At 60.7% G+C, this 15,675-nt stretch carries 17 protein-coding genes; 8 read left to right on the top strand and 9 right to left on the bottom strand.

Annotated features, from left to right (window positions below; translation table 11 throughout):
* Positions 1-48: 48 nt before the first annotated feature.
* From QQJ98_RS09495 to QQJ98_RS09505, 3 genes are all read right to left on the bottom strand, one after another.
* A complete protein-coding gene (locus QQJ98_RS09495) occupies positions 49-477 on the bottom strand; it encodes a VOC family protein (protein ID WP_284325095.1) in 429 nt (142 codons plus the stop codon).
* Positions 478-545: 68 nt separating this feature from the next.
* Complete coding sequence (locus QQJ98_RS09500) at positions 546-1,910, bottom strand: tetratricopeptide repeat protein (protein ID WP_348523135.1); 1,365 nt, start codon at positions 1,908-1,910, stop codon at positions 546-548.
* Positions 1,911-1,927: 17 nt separating this feature from the next.
* Positions 1,928-2,875: a hypothetical protein gene (locus tag QQJ98_RS09505; protein WP_284325097.1), complete on the bottom strand. Its 948-nt coding sequence runs from the start codon at positions 2,873-2,875 to the stop codon at positions 1,928-1,930.
* A gap of 255 nt (positions 2,876-3,130) precedes the next feature.
* On the opposite strand from QQJ98_RS09505, the gene QQJ98_RS09510 reads away from it, so the two are divergent.
* Together QQJ98_RS09510 and QQJ98_RS09515 are read left to right on the top strand one after the other, a co-directional pair.
* The gene (locus QQJ98_RS09510) at positions 3,131-3,964 is read left to right on the top strand and encodes a thymidylate synthase (RefSeq protein WP_284325098.1); all 834 of its coding nucleotides are present in this window, start codon (positions 3,131-3,133) and stop codon (positions 3,962-3,964) included.
* A 12-nt stretch (positions 3,965-3,976) separates the two neighbouring features.
* On the top strand, positions 3,977-4,453 hold the full coding sequence (locus tag QQJ98_RS09515; RefSeq protein ID WP_284325099.1) for a dihydrofolate reductase: 477 nt from the start codon (positions 3,977-3,979) through the stop codon (positions 4,451-4,453).
* Positions 4,454-4,547: 94 nt separating this feature from the next.
* On the opposite strand, the gene QQJ98_RS09520 is transcribed toward QQJ98_RS09515, so the two are convergent.
* The 4 genes from QQJ98_RS09520 to QQJ98_RS09535 are packed head-to-tail and all read right to left on the bottom strand — an operon-like array spanning position 4,548 to position 8,704.
* A complete protein-coding gene (locus QQJ98_RS09520) occupies positions 4,548-5,129 on the bottom strand; it encodes an ATP-binding cassette domain-containing protein (RefSeq protein WP_284325577.1) in 582 nt (193 codons plus the stop codon).
* Positions 5,130-5,173: 44 nt separating this feature from the next.
* Entirely contained in the window at positions 5,174-6,865 is a 1,692-nt protein-coding gene (locus QQJ98_RS09525; RefSeq protein ID WP_284325100.1) for an ABC transporter permease, read from the bottom strand.
* Complete coding sequence (locus QQJ98_RS09530; protein ID WP_284325101.1) at positions 6,862-8,046, bottom strand: ABC transporter substrate-binding protein; 1,185 nt, start codon at positions 8,044-8,046, stop codon at positions 6,862-6,864. The genes QQJ98_RS09525 and QQJ98_RS09530 overlap by 4 nt, the downstream gene beginning before the upstream one ends.
* A 52-nt stretch (positions 8,047-8,098) precedes the next feature.
* Positions 8,099-8,704 carry a CDP-alcohol phosphatidyltransferase family protein gene (locus QQJ98_RS09535; protein ID WP_284325102.1) on the bottom strand — a complete coding sequence of 202 codons (606 nt, stop codon included), beginning with the start codon at positions 8,702-8,704 and terminating at the stop codon, positions 8,099-8,101.
* 181 nt (positions 8,705-8,885) lie between these two features.
* On the opposite strand from QQJ98_RS09535, the gene QQJ98_RS09540 reads away from it, so the two are divergent.
* From QQJ98_RS09540 to QQJ98_RS09550, 3 genes are all read left to right on the top strand, one after another.
* Positions 8,886-10,088: an acyltransferase family protein gene (locus tag QQJ98_RS09540; protein WP_284325103.1), complete on the top strand. Its 1,203-nt coding sequence runs from the start codon at positions 8,886-8,888 to the stop codon at positions 10,086-10,088.
* Between the two features lie 128 nt (positions 10,089-10,216).
* Positions 10,217-10,621: a DUF2177 family protein gene (locus QQJ98_RS09545; RefSeq protein ID WP_284325104.1), complete on the top strand. Its 405-nt coding sequence runs from the start codon at positions 10,217-10,219 to the stop codon at positions 10,619-10,621.
* A complete protein-coding gene (locus QQJ98_RS09550) occupies positions 10,618-10,941 on the top strand; it encodes an arsenate reductase family protein (protein ID WP_284325105.1) in 324 nt (107 codons plus the stop codon). The genes QQJ98_RS09545 and QQJ98_RS09550 overlap by 4 nt, the downstream gene beginning before the upstream one ends.
* A 163-nt stretch (positions 10,942-11,104) precedes the next feature.
* On the opposite strand, the gene QQJ98_RS09555 is transcribed toward QQJ98_RS09550, so the two are convergent.
* Positions 11,105-11,311 carry a cold-shock protein gene (locus QQJ98_RS09555; RefSeq protein ID WP_054008012.1) on the bottom strand — a complete coding sequence of 69 codons (207 nt, stop codon included), beginning with the start codon at positions 11,309-11,311 and terminating at the stop codon, positions 11,105-11,107.
* A gap of 148 nt (positions 11,312-11,459) precedes the next feature.
* On the opposite strand from QQJ98_RS09555, the gene QQJ98_RS09560 reads away from it, so the two are divergent.
* Positions 11,460-11,816, top strand: a complete 357-nt coding sequence (locus tag QQJ98_RS09560; protein WP_284325106.1) for a hypothetical protein — start codon at positions 11,460-11,462, stop codon at positions 11,814-11,816.
* 171 nt (positions 11,817-11,987) lie between these two features.
* Here the strand turns inward: QQJ98_RS09560 and thrS are convergent, their stop codons facing one another.
* Entirely contained in the window at positions 11,988-13,934 is a 1,947-nt protein-coding gene (thrS, locus tag QQJ98_RS09565; RefSeq protein ID WP_284325107.1) for a threonine--tRNA ligase, read from the bottom strand.
* Positions 13,935-14,059: 125 nt separating this feature from the next.
* Between thrS and QQJ98_RS09570 the strand changes: the two genes are divergently transcribed.
* Together QQJ98_RS09570 and QQJ98_RS09575 are read left to right on the top strand one after the other, a co-directional pair.
* Complete coding sequence (locus tag QQJ98_RS09570) at positions 14,060-14,830, top strand: alpha/beta hydrolase (RefSeq protein ID WP_284325108.1); 771 nt, start codon at positions 14,060-14,062, stop codon at positions 14,828-14,830.
* Positions 14,830-15,546: an alpha/beta fold hydrolase gene (locus QQJ98_RS09575; RefSeq protein WP_284325109.1), complete on the top strand. Its 717-nt coding sequence runs from the start codon at positions 14,830-14,832 to the stop codon at positions 15,544-15,546. Before QQJ98_RS09570 ends, QQJ98_RS09575 begins: the two co-directional genes overlap by 1 nt.
* Positions 15,547-15,675: the final 129 nt, after the last annotated feature.

Below are 15,675 nucleotides of genomic sequence, written 5' to 3' on the forward strand. Positions count from 1 at the left end.
GGCGCAGATATAAACCCGCGCCCCCATCCGAGGTTTATCGCCCGGATCTTACCAGCTGCCGGTGTTGCCCATGCTCGCCCAAGGCTCGGCAGGCGCCAGCGCAGCGCCCTTTTGCAAAATCTCGATCGAGATATTGTCGGGTGAACGTACAAACGCCATATGGCCATCGCGCGGCGGCCGGTTGATCAGCACGCCCTTGGCCTGCAACGCGGCGCAGGTGGCGTAAATATCATCAACCTCATAGGCCAGATGCCCGAAATGCCGCGAATCCGATGGCAGACCGGTATCGCCATCCCAGTTATAGGTCAGCTCAACCGGACATTCCGGCTGCCCCGGAGGTGCCAGAAAGATCAGCGAAAACCGCCCCTTATCATTGTCGATCCGCCGCGTTTCCTCTAGCCCCAGCAGCTTGTAGAACGCCAAAGAGGCGTCCAGATCCAGCACCCGGACCATGGTGTGCAAATACCGAATTGTCATCGCAGTCTCCTTTTTCCTGCTGGCGAACTTAGCAGGCGATTGCGAAAAGGCGAGGGGGCGCGGTCACTTCAGAACGATGAGCGGATGCCGACAGACAAGCCCAAATTCATCGAATCGCGGATCACCAAATCGGAAACAGAGCGCGTTGCCGACACGGTGGCGGTGGGGCGAAAGCCCAAAAGCGACATATTGCTAAAGCTGGCCGTGGCCCCGGCCTCAAGCACCAGATCAGGGTTATCCAATTGGGCCTTCCAGTAATCCTTGGCCTCGACCGATGCGAAAAACTGCAGATCCAGACCTTGCACTAAGTCGGCTGGCTGTGCCTCTAGCCCAAGGGAAATTCCGCGATAAGGCAGCCCCGGCGCTGCGGCATCCAACTGCGAAAGCCCGATAATTCCCGTCAGCCGCCCTTTGCCCAGTGCCATGCCCAAAGAGGCCTCTGCCGCCAGCCGGACCGAATTGTTGCGCGGTGTCGCAGGCGATTGCACCGCCTCGGCGGTCAGATCCAACCGCGCTACTTGCTGCGGCGAGATCAGTTTTGCCAGCCCGAATTGCAGGCGCTGCACCTCGCTTTGCCGCCCAAAGCTATACCATTGCCGCCCAACCTGCGCCGCATAGGTCAGTCCAAGCGTTTGCGAGGTCCGCACTTGCCCAGAGATGCCAAGATCGAGGCCATTGTTCGAGTAATCCGACGCATTCGCCAAGGGTTGCAGCTTGCGGGCTTTGTGCGACAGCCAAACTTCACGCCGCCGCAGTTTGACAAAGCCATTGACGGTGGATGTCGCATTGTTCTGCAATCGGTAGGACAAAGTGCCAGCGGCGACGGCTGTATAACCCGGCAAGGCCTGCTCAATTGGGATCGGGATGCCGTAGAAATCAAATGACTCGTGCAGACTGCCGCCGTTGACGTTGTTGCTTGGCCCGGCAGCCAGACTCACGCTGAATTTCAGCGGCATGCGCTGCTCCAATGTCGCGAAGCCGCGCCGCAGCAAGTCCATGTCCGTTGGGGCTGTCCGGTAGCTGTCGGCCCGGCGCAACCACCATTTCGCGGCAATAAGGCGATCCTGCGATGCCAACGCCTCGGCGGTCAGAAATGCGGCCTGAAATTTCCACGGCCGATCTTTGGTGGCACGGAACGCGCGCTTGCCCGTGGTTTCTGCAAGGGCAGTTTGGCCCGACCGCGACAGTGCCGCTGCCAGCAGCACCTGCGCTTCGATATCATTCGGATTGGCCGCCAACACTTGCCGCGCAATACGCACCGCAAGTTCTGGATTGCCGCGCGAGATTGCCTGCGCCACCAGCACCCGTGCAGCCCGTGGCGTCACTTGCATGGTCACATCACCGCCCGGCTCCGCTTTGGCACCTTCGCCAAGCCACGCGCCCAGCAAGGCAATCCAAACCGCGCCGACCCAAGCAGCCCTTCGTGGCCACATGGTCAAGGCACGACTCGTCAGGGACACGCCGGCCCACCAACCAGTTCGCAGTTTGATGACACGAACAGCCCGTGTTCCATCGCCTCGGCACTATCGCTTATCGGCTGGAATACCAGAAGCATCGCAATTTCTGACGCATCAGTGCCCGAGAACGTGCCCGCATAGCTGCCGGAATCCGAAAGCGTGCCTTGCAGCGTATCGGGGTCAACGTCCAACCGCTGGGTTCTGCCATTAAAGTTACCAGCCGAGTCGATCAGATTTGACTCGAACAGGAACTGTGTCGCCAAGGCTGTATTGGTATCGACGATCCGGCGTTGATCAACACCCCCCGAAACCGTCATTTCGTTGAAATCCGCGGTGACCAGCATGCGGCCCGTGGTGCGATAGGACCGTACCGGGTCAAGGTCGCCGCCCGGCCCCGATCCTGGGTTTTGCCCAAAGTTCAAAAGCCCGGCATAAGTGCCAGAATAATTGAACTTGTTCTGCGCCCCGACATCGCCCACCGGCACCGTAAACACATCCGCGCGCGAGAAAATGCCGCCACCGTGATAATTGGCAAACTGCCCAGCCTCGACGGCAATCAAACCTCTTGCATCGCCCGCAGTGGCAACCAGTGCCACAACATAGCGGTTCGAGGTGGTTTCCTGATAGGTATAGGCTTGATAGCCGCCAACATCAAAAGCCGCGTTGCGCTGGTAAGTCGCGCGCAAAGCCGCCGCATCTTGCGCGCTCATTTGCACATTGATCGTCGCATCGCCCGGCGCATAAGTCGAAAGGCTGGCCGACTGCATGTTCTTTTTCACCGAGGCTGGCACGATAACGCCGGTGCCCGGATCTGGCGTATCAACGGGAACCTCTGGATCAACAGGTGGATCAACAGGCACTTCGGGATCGGCCAAAAACGGATTTCCACCACAAGCAGCCAAGGTCAGCGCGGCCGCCAACAGGATAAAATACGGTTTCATATGCTGGACCACCCTAAGTAAAATCACATCAACTTTGCGTGCAAAACCCTTGAAAGTCAAAGCGGATTCGTTTTCCTGCTTTGATCTTTCAGCCCTGTGTTCGCCTCGCATCACCCCCATTTGGGGCAAGCGCACAGCTTCGGCCTTGGCGCGGCAGGGTGAACCTGTCTATATGTAGACAATCAAATCAGGGCGCCGACAATGGGTTGTCATCGGTGGCGCAAATCCTGAATTTTCAGCTGGCGGAGCCCCGACGTGCAGACCTACCTTGACGCATTGCGCACCGTGCTGGCCGAGGGCCAGAGCTCGACCGATCGCACCGGCACGGGCACGATTTCGCATTTTGGCCTGCAAAGCCGCTATGATCTGTCGATGGGTTTTCCCTTGGTCACCACCAAGAAACTGCATCTGAAATCCATCATCCACGAGCTTCTTTGGTTCCTGAACGGCGACACAAATATCGGCTATCTCAAGGCCAATGGCGTCGGCATCTGGGATGAATGGGCTGATTCCAATGGGGATCTTGGCCCGGTTTACGGCGCGCAATGGCGGCGGTTTCCGAAACTGACCCCAGCTGGTGACGATGCGGCGGGCCGCCCGCTTTTCTATGCCGACAGCGTGGATCAAATCGCCGATCTGGTGGACGCCATTCGCAAAACCCCCGACAGTCGCCGCTTGATCGTCTCGGCCTGGAACCCGGGCGAGGTGCCGAATATGGCGCTGCCGCCCTGCCATACGTTATGGCAAGTCCGCATCGCCGGGCGCAAGTTGCATCTGCAACTCTATCAGCGCTCGGCCGATATGTTCCTTGGCGTGCCGTTCAACATCGCCTCCTATGCGCTGCTGCAAACCATGCTCGCGCAAGTCACGGGCTACGAGCCGGGCGATTTCATCCACACGATGGGCGATGCGCATATCTATTCCAACCATCTGGATCAGGTGCAGCTGCAACTTTCGCGCAGGCCGAAACCTGCGCCGCGGCTGCGGATCAAGCGGCAGGTCAGCTCGATCTTCGATTTCAAATATGAGGATTTTGAGGTGCTGAACTATGATCCCGACCCCGCGATCAAAGCCCCCGTGGCTGTGTAAAAGAGGGATCTGATGTTAAGCCTGATCGTCGCGCGCGCCCGCAATGGCGCCATAGGTAAAGACAACCAAATCCCGTGGCACGCGCCCGAGGATCTGGCATTTTTCCAGCGCGAAACCACCGGGGGTGCGATCATCATGGGGCGCAAGACGTGGGAAAGCCTGCCATTCAAGCCGTTGAAAAACCGCCTGAATTGCGTGGTATCCTCGGATCCGACCTTGGCCGAGCACGTCTTTGCCACACCCGAAGCTGCTTTGGATTTCGCCCATGCGCAGGGCTACGCGCGCGTTTATGGCATCGGTGGCGCTGGCATTTATGCTGCTCTTTTGCCGCGCGCCGACCGCCTGCTGATCACGGAAGTCGCGCTCGACATCACCGATGCTGACGCGTTTTTCCCCGAGTTTGATGCGAAACACTGGCAGCAAAGCCCGGCCATCCCTTTGCGCACGGATGCGCCCGCTTGCATCGCCACCGAATACCTGCGGCGTTAACCTGCTGCAATCTATCTAAAATTATCATCCTCTGTGCGCAAATATCTCACGGGGGCCGGGGGTTGTGAAACCCCAAGGCTGTGCCAGATCACCCCTACAGCTCCACCACGATCCCGCCCGCCGCAGTCGCATCCTCGGGGTCATGCGTCACCATCAACACGGCAATGCCGCGTGCGCGCGCGTGGTCGAACACAAACTGCCGCATCTCGGCCCGCAAGCTGGCATCCAGCTTTGAAAACGGCTCATCCAGCAGCAGCGCTTGCGGTTCTGCCAACAGCGTCCGCATCAGCGCCGCACGGGCGCGCTGCCCGCCTGACAGCGTGGCAGGGTCGCGCAGATACATCCCCGCCAATCCCGCTTGCGCCAAAGCGGCCTCGACCGCGGCGCGACGCTGCGACCGCCCCCGCAGGGTCGGGGTCAAGCCAAAGGCCAGATTGTCGCCGACCGACAGATGCGGAAACAGCAGCGCATCCTGAAACATCACCCCGATCCGCCGGGTCTCGGCGGGCAAAGCGGTGACATCGCGGTCCGCAATCAAGACCCGCCCCTGCGCCAAAAACCCATGCGCCAAATGGCCGCCGATGCCGTCGAGCAGCGTGGATTTCCCCACCCCCGACGGCCCCATCACCACAGCCACCCCGCCTGCTGCAACCCGCAGGGTTATCGGCGCGAACATGGGCTTGCCTGCATGGCTTACCGAAAACCCAATCAACTCAAGGCTCAAACTCCACCCCCTCGCAGATCGCGGCGGTTGCGATGCCACCACATCGGCAGCAAAGCCGCCGCTGCATAGGCCGCAAAGGGCAGGGCGGCTTGCAGGCTGGCGTATACCCCGACCACACGTCGATCCGCCCCCGAAGCCAGCGTCACCGCCTCGGTCGTCAGCGTGGCGATCCGCCCCGCGCCCATGAACAAGGTTGGCAGATATTGCGCCACCGACACCGCGACGCCAATGGCCGCCGCCGTCAGGATCGGGCGCAGCAGGATCGGCAGCCGCAGGCCAAGCAACCGCCGCCAGCGCCCGGCACCCAAAGCCGCAGCCACCCGCAACAAGCGCGGATCCACACTGCGCCACGGTTCTGACAGCGTGATCATCACATAGGGAAACACCAGCAGCGCCTGCGCCCAGATCACCGCCAGATAACCGCCCGACAGGCCAGCCCGCAAAAACCACACGTTCAGCCCGTATAGAAAGCCGATCTGCGGCATCAACAGCGGCAGATAGATCAGCGCCTCGGCCCAAGGCGCGCGCGGCAGATCGGCCTCAGCCTCCAGCCAAAGCACTGCCAAGGCCAGCGAGACAGCGGTGCTTGCCGCCGCCAGTATCACGGTATTGTACAAAGCCGCGCCCCATGTGGCCGAGGGTGACGCCCAAGCCGCCGCCGACCAGCTTTCCGGCCAGATCAGCGGAAAGCTCCACCGCCACGCGAGCGACCACAGCAGCAGCGACACAAGCGCCAGACTGGCCAGCGCCATCAGCGCCCAAACCGCGCCCGACGCCAGCCGCAGCCCCGGCGCCCAAGACATTCCCCGCCCGCCGCGCGGCACCCACCAACGCCCCAGCAGACGCAACGCCGCTTCCGCCCCCCACAGCGCCGCGATACACACCACCACCAGCGCCGCTTGCAGCATTGCCCCGGCAGAGGCGGGCAGAATCATCGCCAGATCCGGCTGGCTGAACAGCCGCACCACCGCCACCGCCAGACTGGGCGGGTTCGACGGCCCCAGAATGATCGCCATATCGACCACCGACAAACCGTAAGCCAGCACCACCCAGACCGGCAGCCGGATCAACGGCCACAGCTGCGGCAAGATCAGCTTGATCCACGCCACTCCCGGCCCATAGCCCAACGCCCGCCCCGCCGCGATCTGCCGCGCCACGGGCAGTTGTGCCAGCCCCGAGGCGATCACCAACAGCAAAAACGGCAGCTCTTTCACCACCAGCCCCAGCATCAGCGCCAAGCCCCAAGCGTCATGCACGCTGGCAATATCGGGCGGGCGGTTCCAGCCGAACGCCAGCGCCAAGCCGCGCGCGATCCAGCCCGAGGGCGCAAGCACAAACGCCAATCCCACCGCCATCGCCGCATGCGGCACCGCCAGAAACGGTGCCAGCCAGCGCAGCCGCCCCGGCCCCCTTCCAAAAGATCCCGCCGCGCAAAACCCCAACGCCAGAACCAGCGCGATCAGCGTCGATCCCAGCCCTGTCAGCAGACTTAGCTGCAGACTGCTGCCAAAGCCCGGCTGCGCCAGCAGCATCCGCCACGGCTCCAGCGACCAGACGCGCAGGTCCAGGGCAGGCAAAATCCCAAACGCCGCCTGCAGGCTTTGCCCCAGCCCCAGCGCGATCGGCGCGATCAGGCCCAGCCCGACCACGCCCAGCACCAGCCCGCGCAAGGCCCGGCCCCGGCTCATTTGGTGTAGCGTTGTGCCCATTCTGCGACAAGTCGGGTCATCCAGCTGGCATGTGGTTCCAACAACACCGGCCCCAGATCGGCCAAAGCGGGCAGGGCGGGCGCGGTTGGCAAAGCCGCAAATTCGGCCTGCGCTGCCGCATCCAGTTTGCCCGCATCCAACACCGCAAACGAGCCTAAAACCTCAATATTCTGCATATGGGCTTGGGTTGCGGGGTCAAGCAGGAAGTTCGCAACCACCTCCGCCCCCGCCTGATGCGCGGCATTATACGGGATCGCCACAAAGCTGATGTTGCCGATGCTGCCCGCCTTTGGCACGAACACCCGCGCGGTATCCGGCAGACTGCCCGCCTTGATCGCAGCCGCGGTCGAGGCCGGATCGAACGACATCGAGATATCAACCTCGCCATCGTTCAGCATCTGATCCTGCACCTCGGCGCTGGCTGGAAAGCTGGCACCGGCTTGCCACAGATTGGGGCGCAAGGCGTCATACCATGCCCAAAGCGGTGCGGTTGCCGCAGCAAAGGCCGCATCCGTCACCGGCTGTTGCAAGGCGGCAGGATCCGGCGCGAGTTCGATCAGCGTCTGTTTCAGAAATGTCGCTCCGATGAAATTTGACGGATCGGGATGCGTCATCCGCCCTTTGTGCGCTGCGGCCCAATCGACAAATCCTGCCATAGTCTCAGGGGTTTCGCTGACTTTGGCGCTGTCATAGCTGAACACGAACTTGGCCAGCCGCCACGGGCTTTCCATGCCGTCGACCGGCACGGTAAAATCGACCGTGGCTGCCGAGGCAGGCCCCAGATCCAAATATTGCGCATTGGGCAAGCTCGCGACAAACGGCCCGTGCAGCAGCCCCTGTTCCTTCATCGCCAGAAAATTCGGCCCGTTGATCCATATCATATCGACCGAGCCGCCCTGATCCTGCCCCGCGGCCTTTTCCGCCACCACCCGCGTCACCGCCTCGGCGGTATCTGTCAGCTTGACCTGTTCCACCTTGACGCCAAACTGCGCTTCGGTTTGCGTGCTGACCCAAGCAATAAAAGCGTTGGTGCGTGCATCGCCGCCCCAAGCGTTGAAATAGACCGTCTGGCCTTTGGCCTCTGCCAAGGTTTGCGACCAATCTGCCATCGCCGGGGTGGCGAGCAGCAGCGAAAGGGCGGCAAAAAGCGGAAATCTCATGGTGGCTCCGATGTTCAGAATTAAGCTATGGCAGAGAGATTAAGATTGTCTTTCAGTCGGCAAAGGCAAGCCAACCCTGCCGCCAACGCAGCAGCGTCGAGATGCAACACAGGGCGGCAAAGCTGTAGGCCAGAATGGCAAACCATGCCGGAAACAGCGCCATGGCTGCAAAGATAGCAATGGTTTCAAAGCCTTCTGTCAAGCCGCCCAAATAGTAAATCCCCTTGTTCGGAAAGGATATTGCCACTTGGCGACGCTTGGCAGCAATGCTGGCAAAGGCCAGAAACGACGATCCGGTGCCGACAAAGCTGCTGATCAGCACAGCCGCAGGCAGCGCGTTCTGGCCCGGATCCGCCAGCGCAAAGCCTAAGGGAAACAGCGCGTAGAACACGAAATCAAGGCCAATATCCAGAAATGCGCCGCGATCCGTCGCCCCCTTGATCCGCGCCACCGCCCCATCCAAACCATCCGCCAGCCGGTTCAAAACCAGCAAAATCAACGCGATCCCAAAGCACTCTGCCGCCAAGGCTGGCACCGTCAGCGCGCCCAAGCCAAACCCCAGAACAGAGATCTGATCCGCTGTCATCCGCGCCCCCAGCCAGCGCGCCGGGGCCGCCAGCAGCCGCCGTTGCAACGGCAGAAGTTTCGCATCAATCATCCAGCCTCACAATTCCACCCACATCGCCGATCTATCTGACACGATTTTGACGCCCGCGCTGCAGCTTTTCGCCACAAGCCGCTGAGCTTCACCGCAATGCCGCAATAAGATGGCGGTTTTCGCTGTGCAGATTGCACAAAGCCGTGATGTAATGCAGCCGTGAAGTTCGGAGTATATGTGCGTGCCGTCCACCTTGCCTGCCGACCGCGCCATCGCGCCACCTTTGCGTGCCCCCGAATTACGCACCCCAGAACCACGCACCCCCGACCTACGCACTTCCGAATTACGGGCACCCGGCCTGCGCGCGCTAGAAGGTCTGCGCGGTTATGCCTGTGTGATCGTGGTGCTGCACCATTTCGCGCTGGGCTTTTTGCCGGGGTTGAAGGCCAATATGTCTGACGGCGTGGTGGCCTATACTTTCGGCTGGTTGCTGAACGGCACCGCTGCGGTCTATGTGTTCTTTGTGCTGTCGGGCTTTGTGCTGACGCTGAAATTCTACCAGACAACCGATCCGCGCATCTTGCTGATGGCCGCCGTCAAGCGCCTGCCACGGCTGTGGCCCGCTGCGGCTTATGGGGTTTTGCTGGGTTATCTGGCGCTTGTGCTGCAGCTGAACGGCAATGGCGCGGCGGCGGCGATCAGCGGCTCGGACTGGCTGGCGCAATTTGCCTATAGCGATCAAAGCCATGCACCCAGTTTGGTGCGGGCTGCCAAGGAAAGCGTCAGGATGTTTCTGAAATTCCGCACGCTGCAGTTCAACACCAATCTGTGGACAATGGTGGCAGAGTTTTACGGCAGTTTGCTGGCGCTGTGTGCGGCTTTTGTGGTGGGGTATCTGCTGACAGGCAGGCCCGTCCGCCCACTGCGCCTTGTGGTCGGCCTGCTGTTGGCGCTGGCGCTGGTGGCGATCAATCTGGCGATCCCAAAGCAACTGGGTTGGAGCTTCACAATCGGCGCATTGATCGCTTATGCCTATGTCAGACAAAGGTTTTTGCCCAAAGGTGCCGCAATTGTGTGCAGCATTTTGGGGCTGATGCTGCTTGGTGCGCCAGTCGTCGGCCAAGCCATGCTGGGGGCCGCGCTGCTGGTCTGGGGCGTCACCACGCCGGGGGCAAGCCCGCGCCTGCTGACGGGCGATTTCGGGCAGTTTCTGGGGCGGTGGTCGTTCCCGCTCTACATCAGCCATACGATCGGGATTTTGACGCTGGCGAGCTTTGCCTACAGCCAGACCGCACCCTATGGGCCGCAGATCCAGCTTGCCACAAGCTTTGCCGCCACTTGGGCCTTTGCCATCGTCTTTGCCTATCCCGTGCTGCGCTGGGAGGCATGGTATCTGCCGCGCCTGAACCGAGGAATGCAGCGGATCTTCACCACCAAGGCGTGATGCGCAGGAAAATAAACGCAGCAAGCCTTTGATAAATAAGAACGAAAAATTCAAACCACGCCGCGCGTTCAAATATCCCTCGCCAAATGCGACCGCTACCCTACCTTGGTTACCCAAAGGAGAGTTCCATGCAAATCATCACCCTCTATATCCTTACGGCGCTGATCTTTCTGATCCTTGATGCGGTGATGCTGACCCTGCACATGCAGCCGATGTTCCGCCGCTATCTGGGCGACCAGCTGCTGACCGACATCCGCTACCTGCCCGCCGCCGCGTTCTACGCAGCCTATGTCGCGGGTCTTTTGTATCTGGTCTCGGTCCCCGGTCTGAAAGATGACAGCCCGGTGCTGCTTCCGGCGGCAATTCTGGGGGCGATGGCCTACGGCACCTATGAATTCACCAGCTACGCGATTATGAAAGCATGGAGCCCAGAAATGGTCGCAACCGATGTGATCTGGGGCTCAATCCTGACCGGCATCTCGGCATGGGGCGGGGTGTATCTGACCAAGTTGATATTCAAAGGCCTGCAATGATCCTTTACGGCATCTCTACCTGCGACACCTGCAAGAAAGCCCTGAAAGCGCTGGAGGCTGCGGGCAAATCCGTGACCTTTCGTGATGTGCGCGCACAACCCCTCAGCGAGTCCGAGATCGACAAGATCGTGATGGAATTTGGTGACCGCGCGGTCAACAAGCAATCCACCACCTATCGCGGCTTTAATGATTTTCTGAAAGCCTCTGATCCCGAGGCGCAGATCGCAGCGCAGCCTGCCGTGATGAAACGGCCAGTGATTGATGCGGATGGCAAGTTCTATCTTGGCTGGGACGATGCCGTGCAGGCGGCTTTGCTGTAAGCTTTTGGCGTCCAGACGCCGAACCGCAAAAGACGTTGAACCTGAAAGTCGCCGAACCGCAAAAGACGGCGAACCACAAAAGACGGCAAACCACAAAAGATCTTGGGCCAGAAAATGGCCTGCGCCTGAAAAGCGGCCCCGGCAAAGGGGCCGCTTTCAAACTTTAAAGCAAGCGCAGATCGCCTGCGGATTCTTTGCCGTCACGGCCAGATTGCAGCTCGAAGCCGATTTTCTGGTTGTCATTCAGGCCCTTCAACCCGGCGCGCTCGACTGCCGAGATGTGAACGAAGATGTCTTTCCCACCATCATCGGGCGCGATAAAGCCGTAGCCCTTTGTGCTGTTGAACCATTTTACGGTGCCGGTTGGCATGCCGTCTCTCCTATCTCAACCCTCCCGAGGCGACATTACCGCGGGCCGTGCAATCCAGGTCTTCCGGGCCAAGCAGGCGTTCAGAAAGTCTGTCGTCACTGCGCAAATCATGCCAAACCTAAATTGAAAATCAAGCACGGAGATTCGGGTGAGAAACGCAGCACTGACTTTAGGCCTGATTGGCGGCGTTTTAGCCATGATTGTTGGGTTTTTCGGCTATGGCTATACGGAATTTGTGGCGCGAAATGGGGCAATCGGTGATTTTGGCACCCAAGTCGATCATCCGGCAATGATCAAACTGGCCAGTTTTCTGGCTCCGATCCTGGCGATTGGCGGCGCGGCGATGGCGCGGTCGCAGAATGTCCCCGCCGGGATTCTGCTGCTGGCTGCAGCCATCGGCATCTATGTTGCCTTCGGTTTCAACGTCTTCACGATGTTCCCGATTGCGATGTGTGGCCTTGGCGGCGTGCTGGCCTTGGCCGCGCGCCAGCCTGACAGCCACTGACCAAGGGCCGCCTCGGCGGGCATCGAGCCCACCGAAGCGGCGCTGCCGGGGAAGGATTTGCTTTTGTTCAAAGACACAAACGGAATGGTCTCAGTCTGGTCGCCGGAGGCATACGCGGCAAGCGCAGATGCCTCCGGCGGGAATATTTAGGCCAATGTGAACCTGCGCAGGTCAGTCCCCGGATGGCGGTAGGGCGGCAAAGCCAAACTCGGCCAAAGCTTGCTCTAAGGTCAGCGTTTCGGTGCGGTTGTCGCCCAAGCGGCGCACGGACACCGTGCGATCTTCGACCTCTTTCATGCCGATGGCGAGGATCACCGGCACTTTGCCGACAGAATGTTCGCGCACCTTGTAGTTGATTTTCTCATTGCGGGTGTCGGCCTCGGCCCGCACGCCCGCCTTGATCAGCGCATTGGTGATCTCGTGCACGAACGGGTCGGCATCCGAGACGATTGAGGCCACCACCACCTGACGCGGGGCCAGCCAGAACGGCAGTTTGCCGGCATAGTTTTCGATCAGGATACCGATGAAACGCTCGAACGAGCCGAGGATCGCGCGGTGCAGCATATAGGGGCGGTGTTTCGCGCCATCTTCGCCGACATATTCCGCATCCAGCCGATTGGGCAGGTTGGGGTCGACCTGGAAGGTGCCACACTGCCATTCGCGGCCAATCGCATCAGTCAGTTTGAAATCCAGCTTCGGGCCGTAGAACGCACCATCACCTGCGTTGATCTCATAGGGCAGGCCGAGATTTTCGATGGCGCTGGTCAAAGCGCCCTCGACCTTGTCCCATGTCTCATCCGAGCCGATGCGGACCTCGGGGCGGGTAGAAAGTTTGATGTCGAATTTCTCAAAGCCAAGGTCTTTGTAGACCGAGGACAGCAGCGCGATGAAGGCGGCACATTCGGATTCGATCTGATCTTCGGTGCAGAAGATATGCGCATCATCCTGCGTGAAACCGCGCACCCGCATCAGCCCGTGCATCGAGCCAGAGCTTTCGTAGCGGTGGCAAGAGCCGAACTCGGCCAGCCGCAAGGGCAGGTCACGGTAGGATTTCAGGCCTTGGTTAAAGATCTGCACATGGCAGGGGCAGTTCATCGGTTTCAGCGCGTTGATGCGCTTTTCCTTGGCGCCTTCTTCGTCAACCTCGACGATGAACATATTCTCGCGGTAGGCTTCCCAATGGCCGGATTTCTCCCACAGGATGCGGTCAACCACTTGCGGCGTCTTGATTTCCTTGTAGCCAGCCGCCTTTTGGCGACCGCGCATGTAATCTTCCAACTGGCGATACACCGTCCAGCCATGCGGGTGCCAGAACACCATCCCCGGCGCTTCGTCCTGAATGTGGAACAGATCCATCTCGCGGCCCAGCTTGCGGTGGTCGCGTTTCGCGGCCTCTTCCAGCATGGTCATATGGGCCTTGAGGTCATCGCGGTTCTTGAAGGCAAGGCCGTAGATGCGTTGCAACATCGGACGGCTGGCATCGCCCAGCCAATAGGCCCCTGCCACATGCGTCAGCTTGAACGCATCAGCCGGGACTTGTCCTGTATGGGCGAAATGCGGCCCGCGGCAGAAATCCTGCCAAGGCCCATGCCAATACATCCGCAGGTCTTCACCTTCGGGGATGCGGTTGATCAGTTCGACCTTGAAGGGTTCGTTCTTGTCTTCGTAGAATTTGATCGCACGGGCGCGGTCCCAGACTTCGGTTTTCACCGGATCGCGGGCGTTGATGATCTGCTTCATCTTCGCCTCGATCGCGCCAAGGTCTTCGGGCGTGAACGGCTCTGCCCGGTCGAAATCGTAAAACCAGCCGTAATCGCGGACCGGGCCGATGGTGACCTTCACATCCGGCCAGATTTCCTGCACCGCGCGCGCCATGATATGGGCTGCATCGTGGCGGATCAGTTCCAGCGCTTGCGCATCATCGGCGAGCGTGTGGATGGCGATGCTGGCGTCGCCATGGATCGGCCATTGCAGATCGTAATGCGCGCCGTTGACCGTGGCGCTGATCGCCTTTTTGGCCAGACTGGTCGAGATGCTCGCCGCCACTTCGCCCGCCGTGACGCCGCTTGCGAAATCGCGCTTATTGCCATCGGGGAAAGTCAGGGAAATCTGGGACATGCAGTCCTCCTCGTCGTTTTGGCGCCTACGAAACGCCCGGTTGCGGGTTATGTGGGCGGGGTTTTGCCTATGGTGCGTGGTGTTGTCAACCGCAGGCGGCTAAGGTGGCCAAAAAGCGAGGCAGAATGACCGAACCGCATCACATCACCACGCCGCAAGGCCGCCGCATCGCCTATCATGTCACGCCGGGCCGCCCTGATCAGGATGGGGGGCCTTGCGTGGTGTTTCTGGGCGGCTTCAAATCGGATATGTCCGGCACCAAGGCGGTGTATCTGCAAGATTGGGCCAAGGCTGCGGGCCGCGCCTTTCTGCGGCTTGATTATTCCGGGCATGGCGTGTCGTCGGGCGATTTCCTTGATGGCGCGATTGGCGATTGGTTTGAGGATGCGCGCGCGGTGATCGAGGCTGCCACCACCGGCCCGCTGGTGCTGGTTGGCTCCTCGATGGGCGGGTGGATTTCTTTGCTGCTGGCCCGCGCGATGCCACAGCGGATCGCGGGCCTGGTTGGCATTGCTGCAGCGCCGGATTTCACCGAAGACAGCATGTGGGCCGATTTCACTGACGCGCAACGCGCTGAAATCATTGACAAAGGCCAGATCGCTTTACCGTCAGACTACGCCGACAGCCCCTATATCATCACCCGCCGCCTGATCGAAGAGGGCCGCACTCAACTGGTGCTGCGCACCCCCCTGAACCTGCCGTTCCCGACGCGGCTGCTGCAAGGCACCGCCGATATCGACGTGCCGCCCGCCGTCGCCCTGCGGCTGCTTAATCACGCCAATGGCCCGGATATCCGCCTGACCTTGGTGAAAGCCGCCGATCACCGCTTTTCCACCCCGGCCTGTCTGGCGCTGATCACCGATGCGATCACGGATGTGCTGAAAGGGTCCGCCTGATGGCCTTCGCCGAGCCTTTGGTGCTGATCCCCGGCCTGATGGCCGATGCCCGGCTGTTCCTGCCGCAGATGGTGCAACTGGGCGCCGACCGCGCCATGCAGATCGCACTTCCGACCAAGGGCGAGACGGTCGAGCAGATGTCCGAAGCCATCCTGCCCGGTCTGCCCGAGAAATTTGCCCTGTTGGGCCATGGCCTTGGCGGCGATATCGCGCTTGATCTGATCCGCCGCATCCCAGACCGCGTCAGCCGTGTGGTGCTGATGGCGACCGATCCGTTGGCCGAGCCGCCGCAGACCGCCGCCGCCCGCGAAGCCCGCATCGTTGCCGCGAAATCGGGCCGTCTGGCCGAGGCGATGCGACAAGAGATCCCCGCCGCCGCCATCGTCGAGGCACCTTGGCGCGACGAAATCATGGCCTTGGTGCAGGATATGGCGCTGGGTTTGGGCGAAGGCGTGTTCATCCGGCAATCGCGCGCCCTGCAACGCCGGCCCGATCAGCAGAAAACCATGCGCCGGGTCAAGCTGCCGGTGCTGGTGATTGCAGGCGAATCCGACACTCTGGTGCCGATGCGCAGGCAGGAATTTACCGCCAATCTGATGCCCTATGGCAAGCTGTTGGTGATCGAAGGTGCAGGCCATCTGGCAAGCCTGGAGCAGCCCGAGGCGGTCTCCGAAGCCATCGCCGCTTTTCTGGCCGGCCCCATGATGCTGCGCTAAGATGGGGCGCTAAACCGAAGCAGATACCACCGCGCACCCTAGATAGGGTATGCCCACGGCGCAAAATCACAACCTGTATAAATTTGTCCCAGCGGGGACAGATTTACACGCCTGTCCCCGCGGGGACAG

The organism is Cypionkella aquatica (assembly GCF_030161095.1).
Lineage (GTDB): Bacteria > Pseudomonadota > Alphaproteobacteria > Rhodobacterales > Rhodobacteraceae > Cypionkella > Cypionkella aquatica.

Coding starts and splice junctions, on each gene's coding strand:
- QQJ98_RS09495 (WP_284325095.1), bottom strand. CDS start 477: ATGACAATTCGGTATTTGCACACCATGGTCCGGGTGCTGGATCTGGAC.
- QQJ98_RS09500 (WP_348523135.1), bottom strand. CDS start 1,910: ATGTGGCCACGAAGGGCTGCTTGGGTCGGCGCGGTTTGGATTGCCTTG.
- QQJ98_RS09505 (WP_284325097.1), bottom strand. CDS start 2,875: ATGAAACCGTATTTTATCCTGTTGGCGGCCGCGCTGACCTTGGCTGCT.
- QQJ98_RS09515 (WP_284325099.1), top strand. CDS start 3,977: ATGTTAAGCCTGATCGTCGCGCGCGCCCGCAATGGCGCCATAGGTAAA.
- QQJ98_RS09520 (WP_284325577.1), bottom strand. CDS start 5,129: ATGTTCGCGCCGATAACCCTGCGGGTTGCAGCAGGCGGGGTGGCTGTG.
- QQJ98_RS09525 (WP_284325100.1), bottom strand. CDS start 6,865: ATGAGCCGGGGCCGGGCCTTGCGCGGGCTGGTGCTGGGCGTGGTCGGG.
- QQJ98_RS09530 (WP_284325101.1), bottom strand. CDS start 8,046: ATGAGATTTCCGCTTTTTGCCGCCCTTTCGCTGCTGCTCGCCACCCCG.
- QQJ98_RS09535 (WP_284325102.1), bottom strand. CDS start 8,704: ATGATTGATGCGAAACTTCTGCCGTTGCAACGGCGGCTGCTGGCGGCC.
- QQJ98_RS09545 (WP_284325104.1), top strand. CDS start 10,217: ATGCAAATCATCACCCTCTATATCCTTACGGCGCTGATCTTTCTGATC.
- QQJ98_RS09550 (WP_284325105.1), top strand. CDS start 10,618: ATGATCCTTTACGGCATCTCTACCTGCGACACCTGCAAGAAAGCCCTG.
- QQJ98_RS09555 (WP_054008012.1), bottom strand. CDS start 11,311: ATGCCAACCGGCACCGTAAAATGGTTCAACAGCACAAAGGGCTACGGC.
- thrS (WP_284325107.1), bottom strand. CDS start 13,934: ATGTCCCAGATTTCCCTGACTTTCCCCGATGGCAATAAGCGCGATTTC.
- QQJ98_RS09570 (WP_284325108.1), top strand. CDS start 14,060: ATGACCGAACCGCATCACATCACCACGCCGCAAGGCCGCCGCATCGCC.
- QQJ98_RS09575 (WP_284325109.1), top strand. CDS start 14,830: ATGGCCTTCGCCGAGCCTTTGGTGCTGATCCCCGGCCTGATGGCCGAT.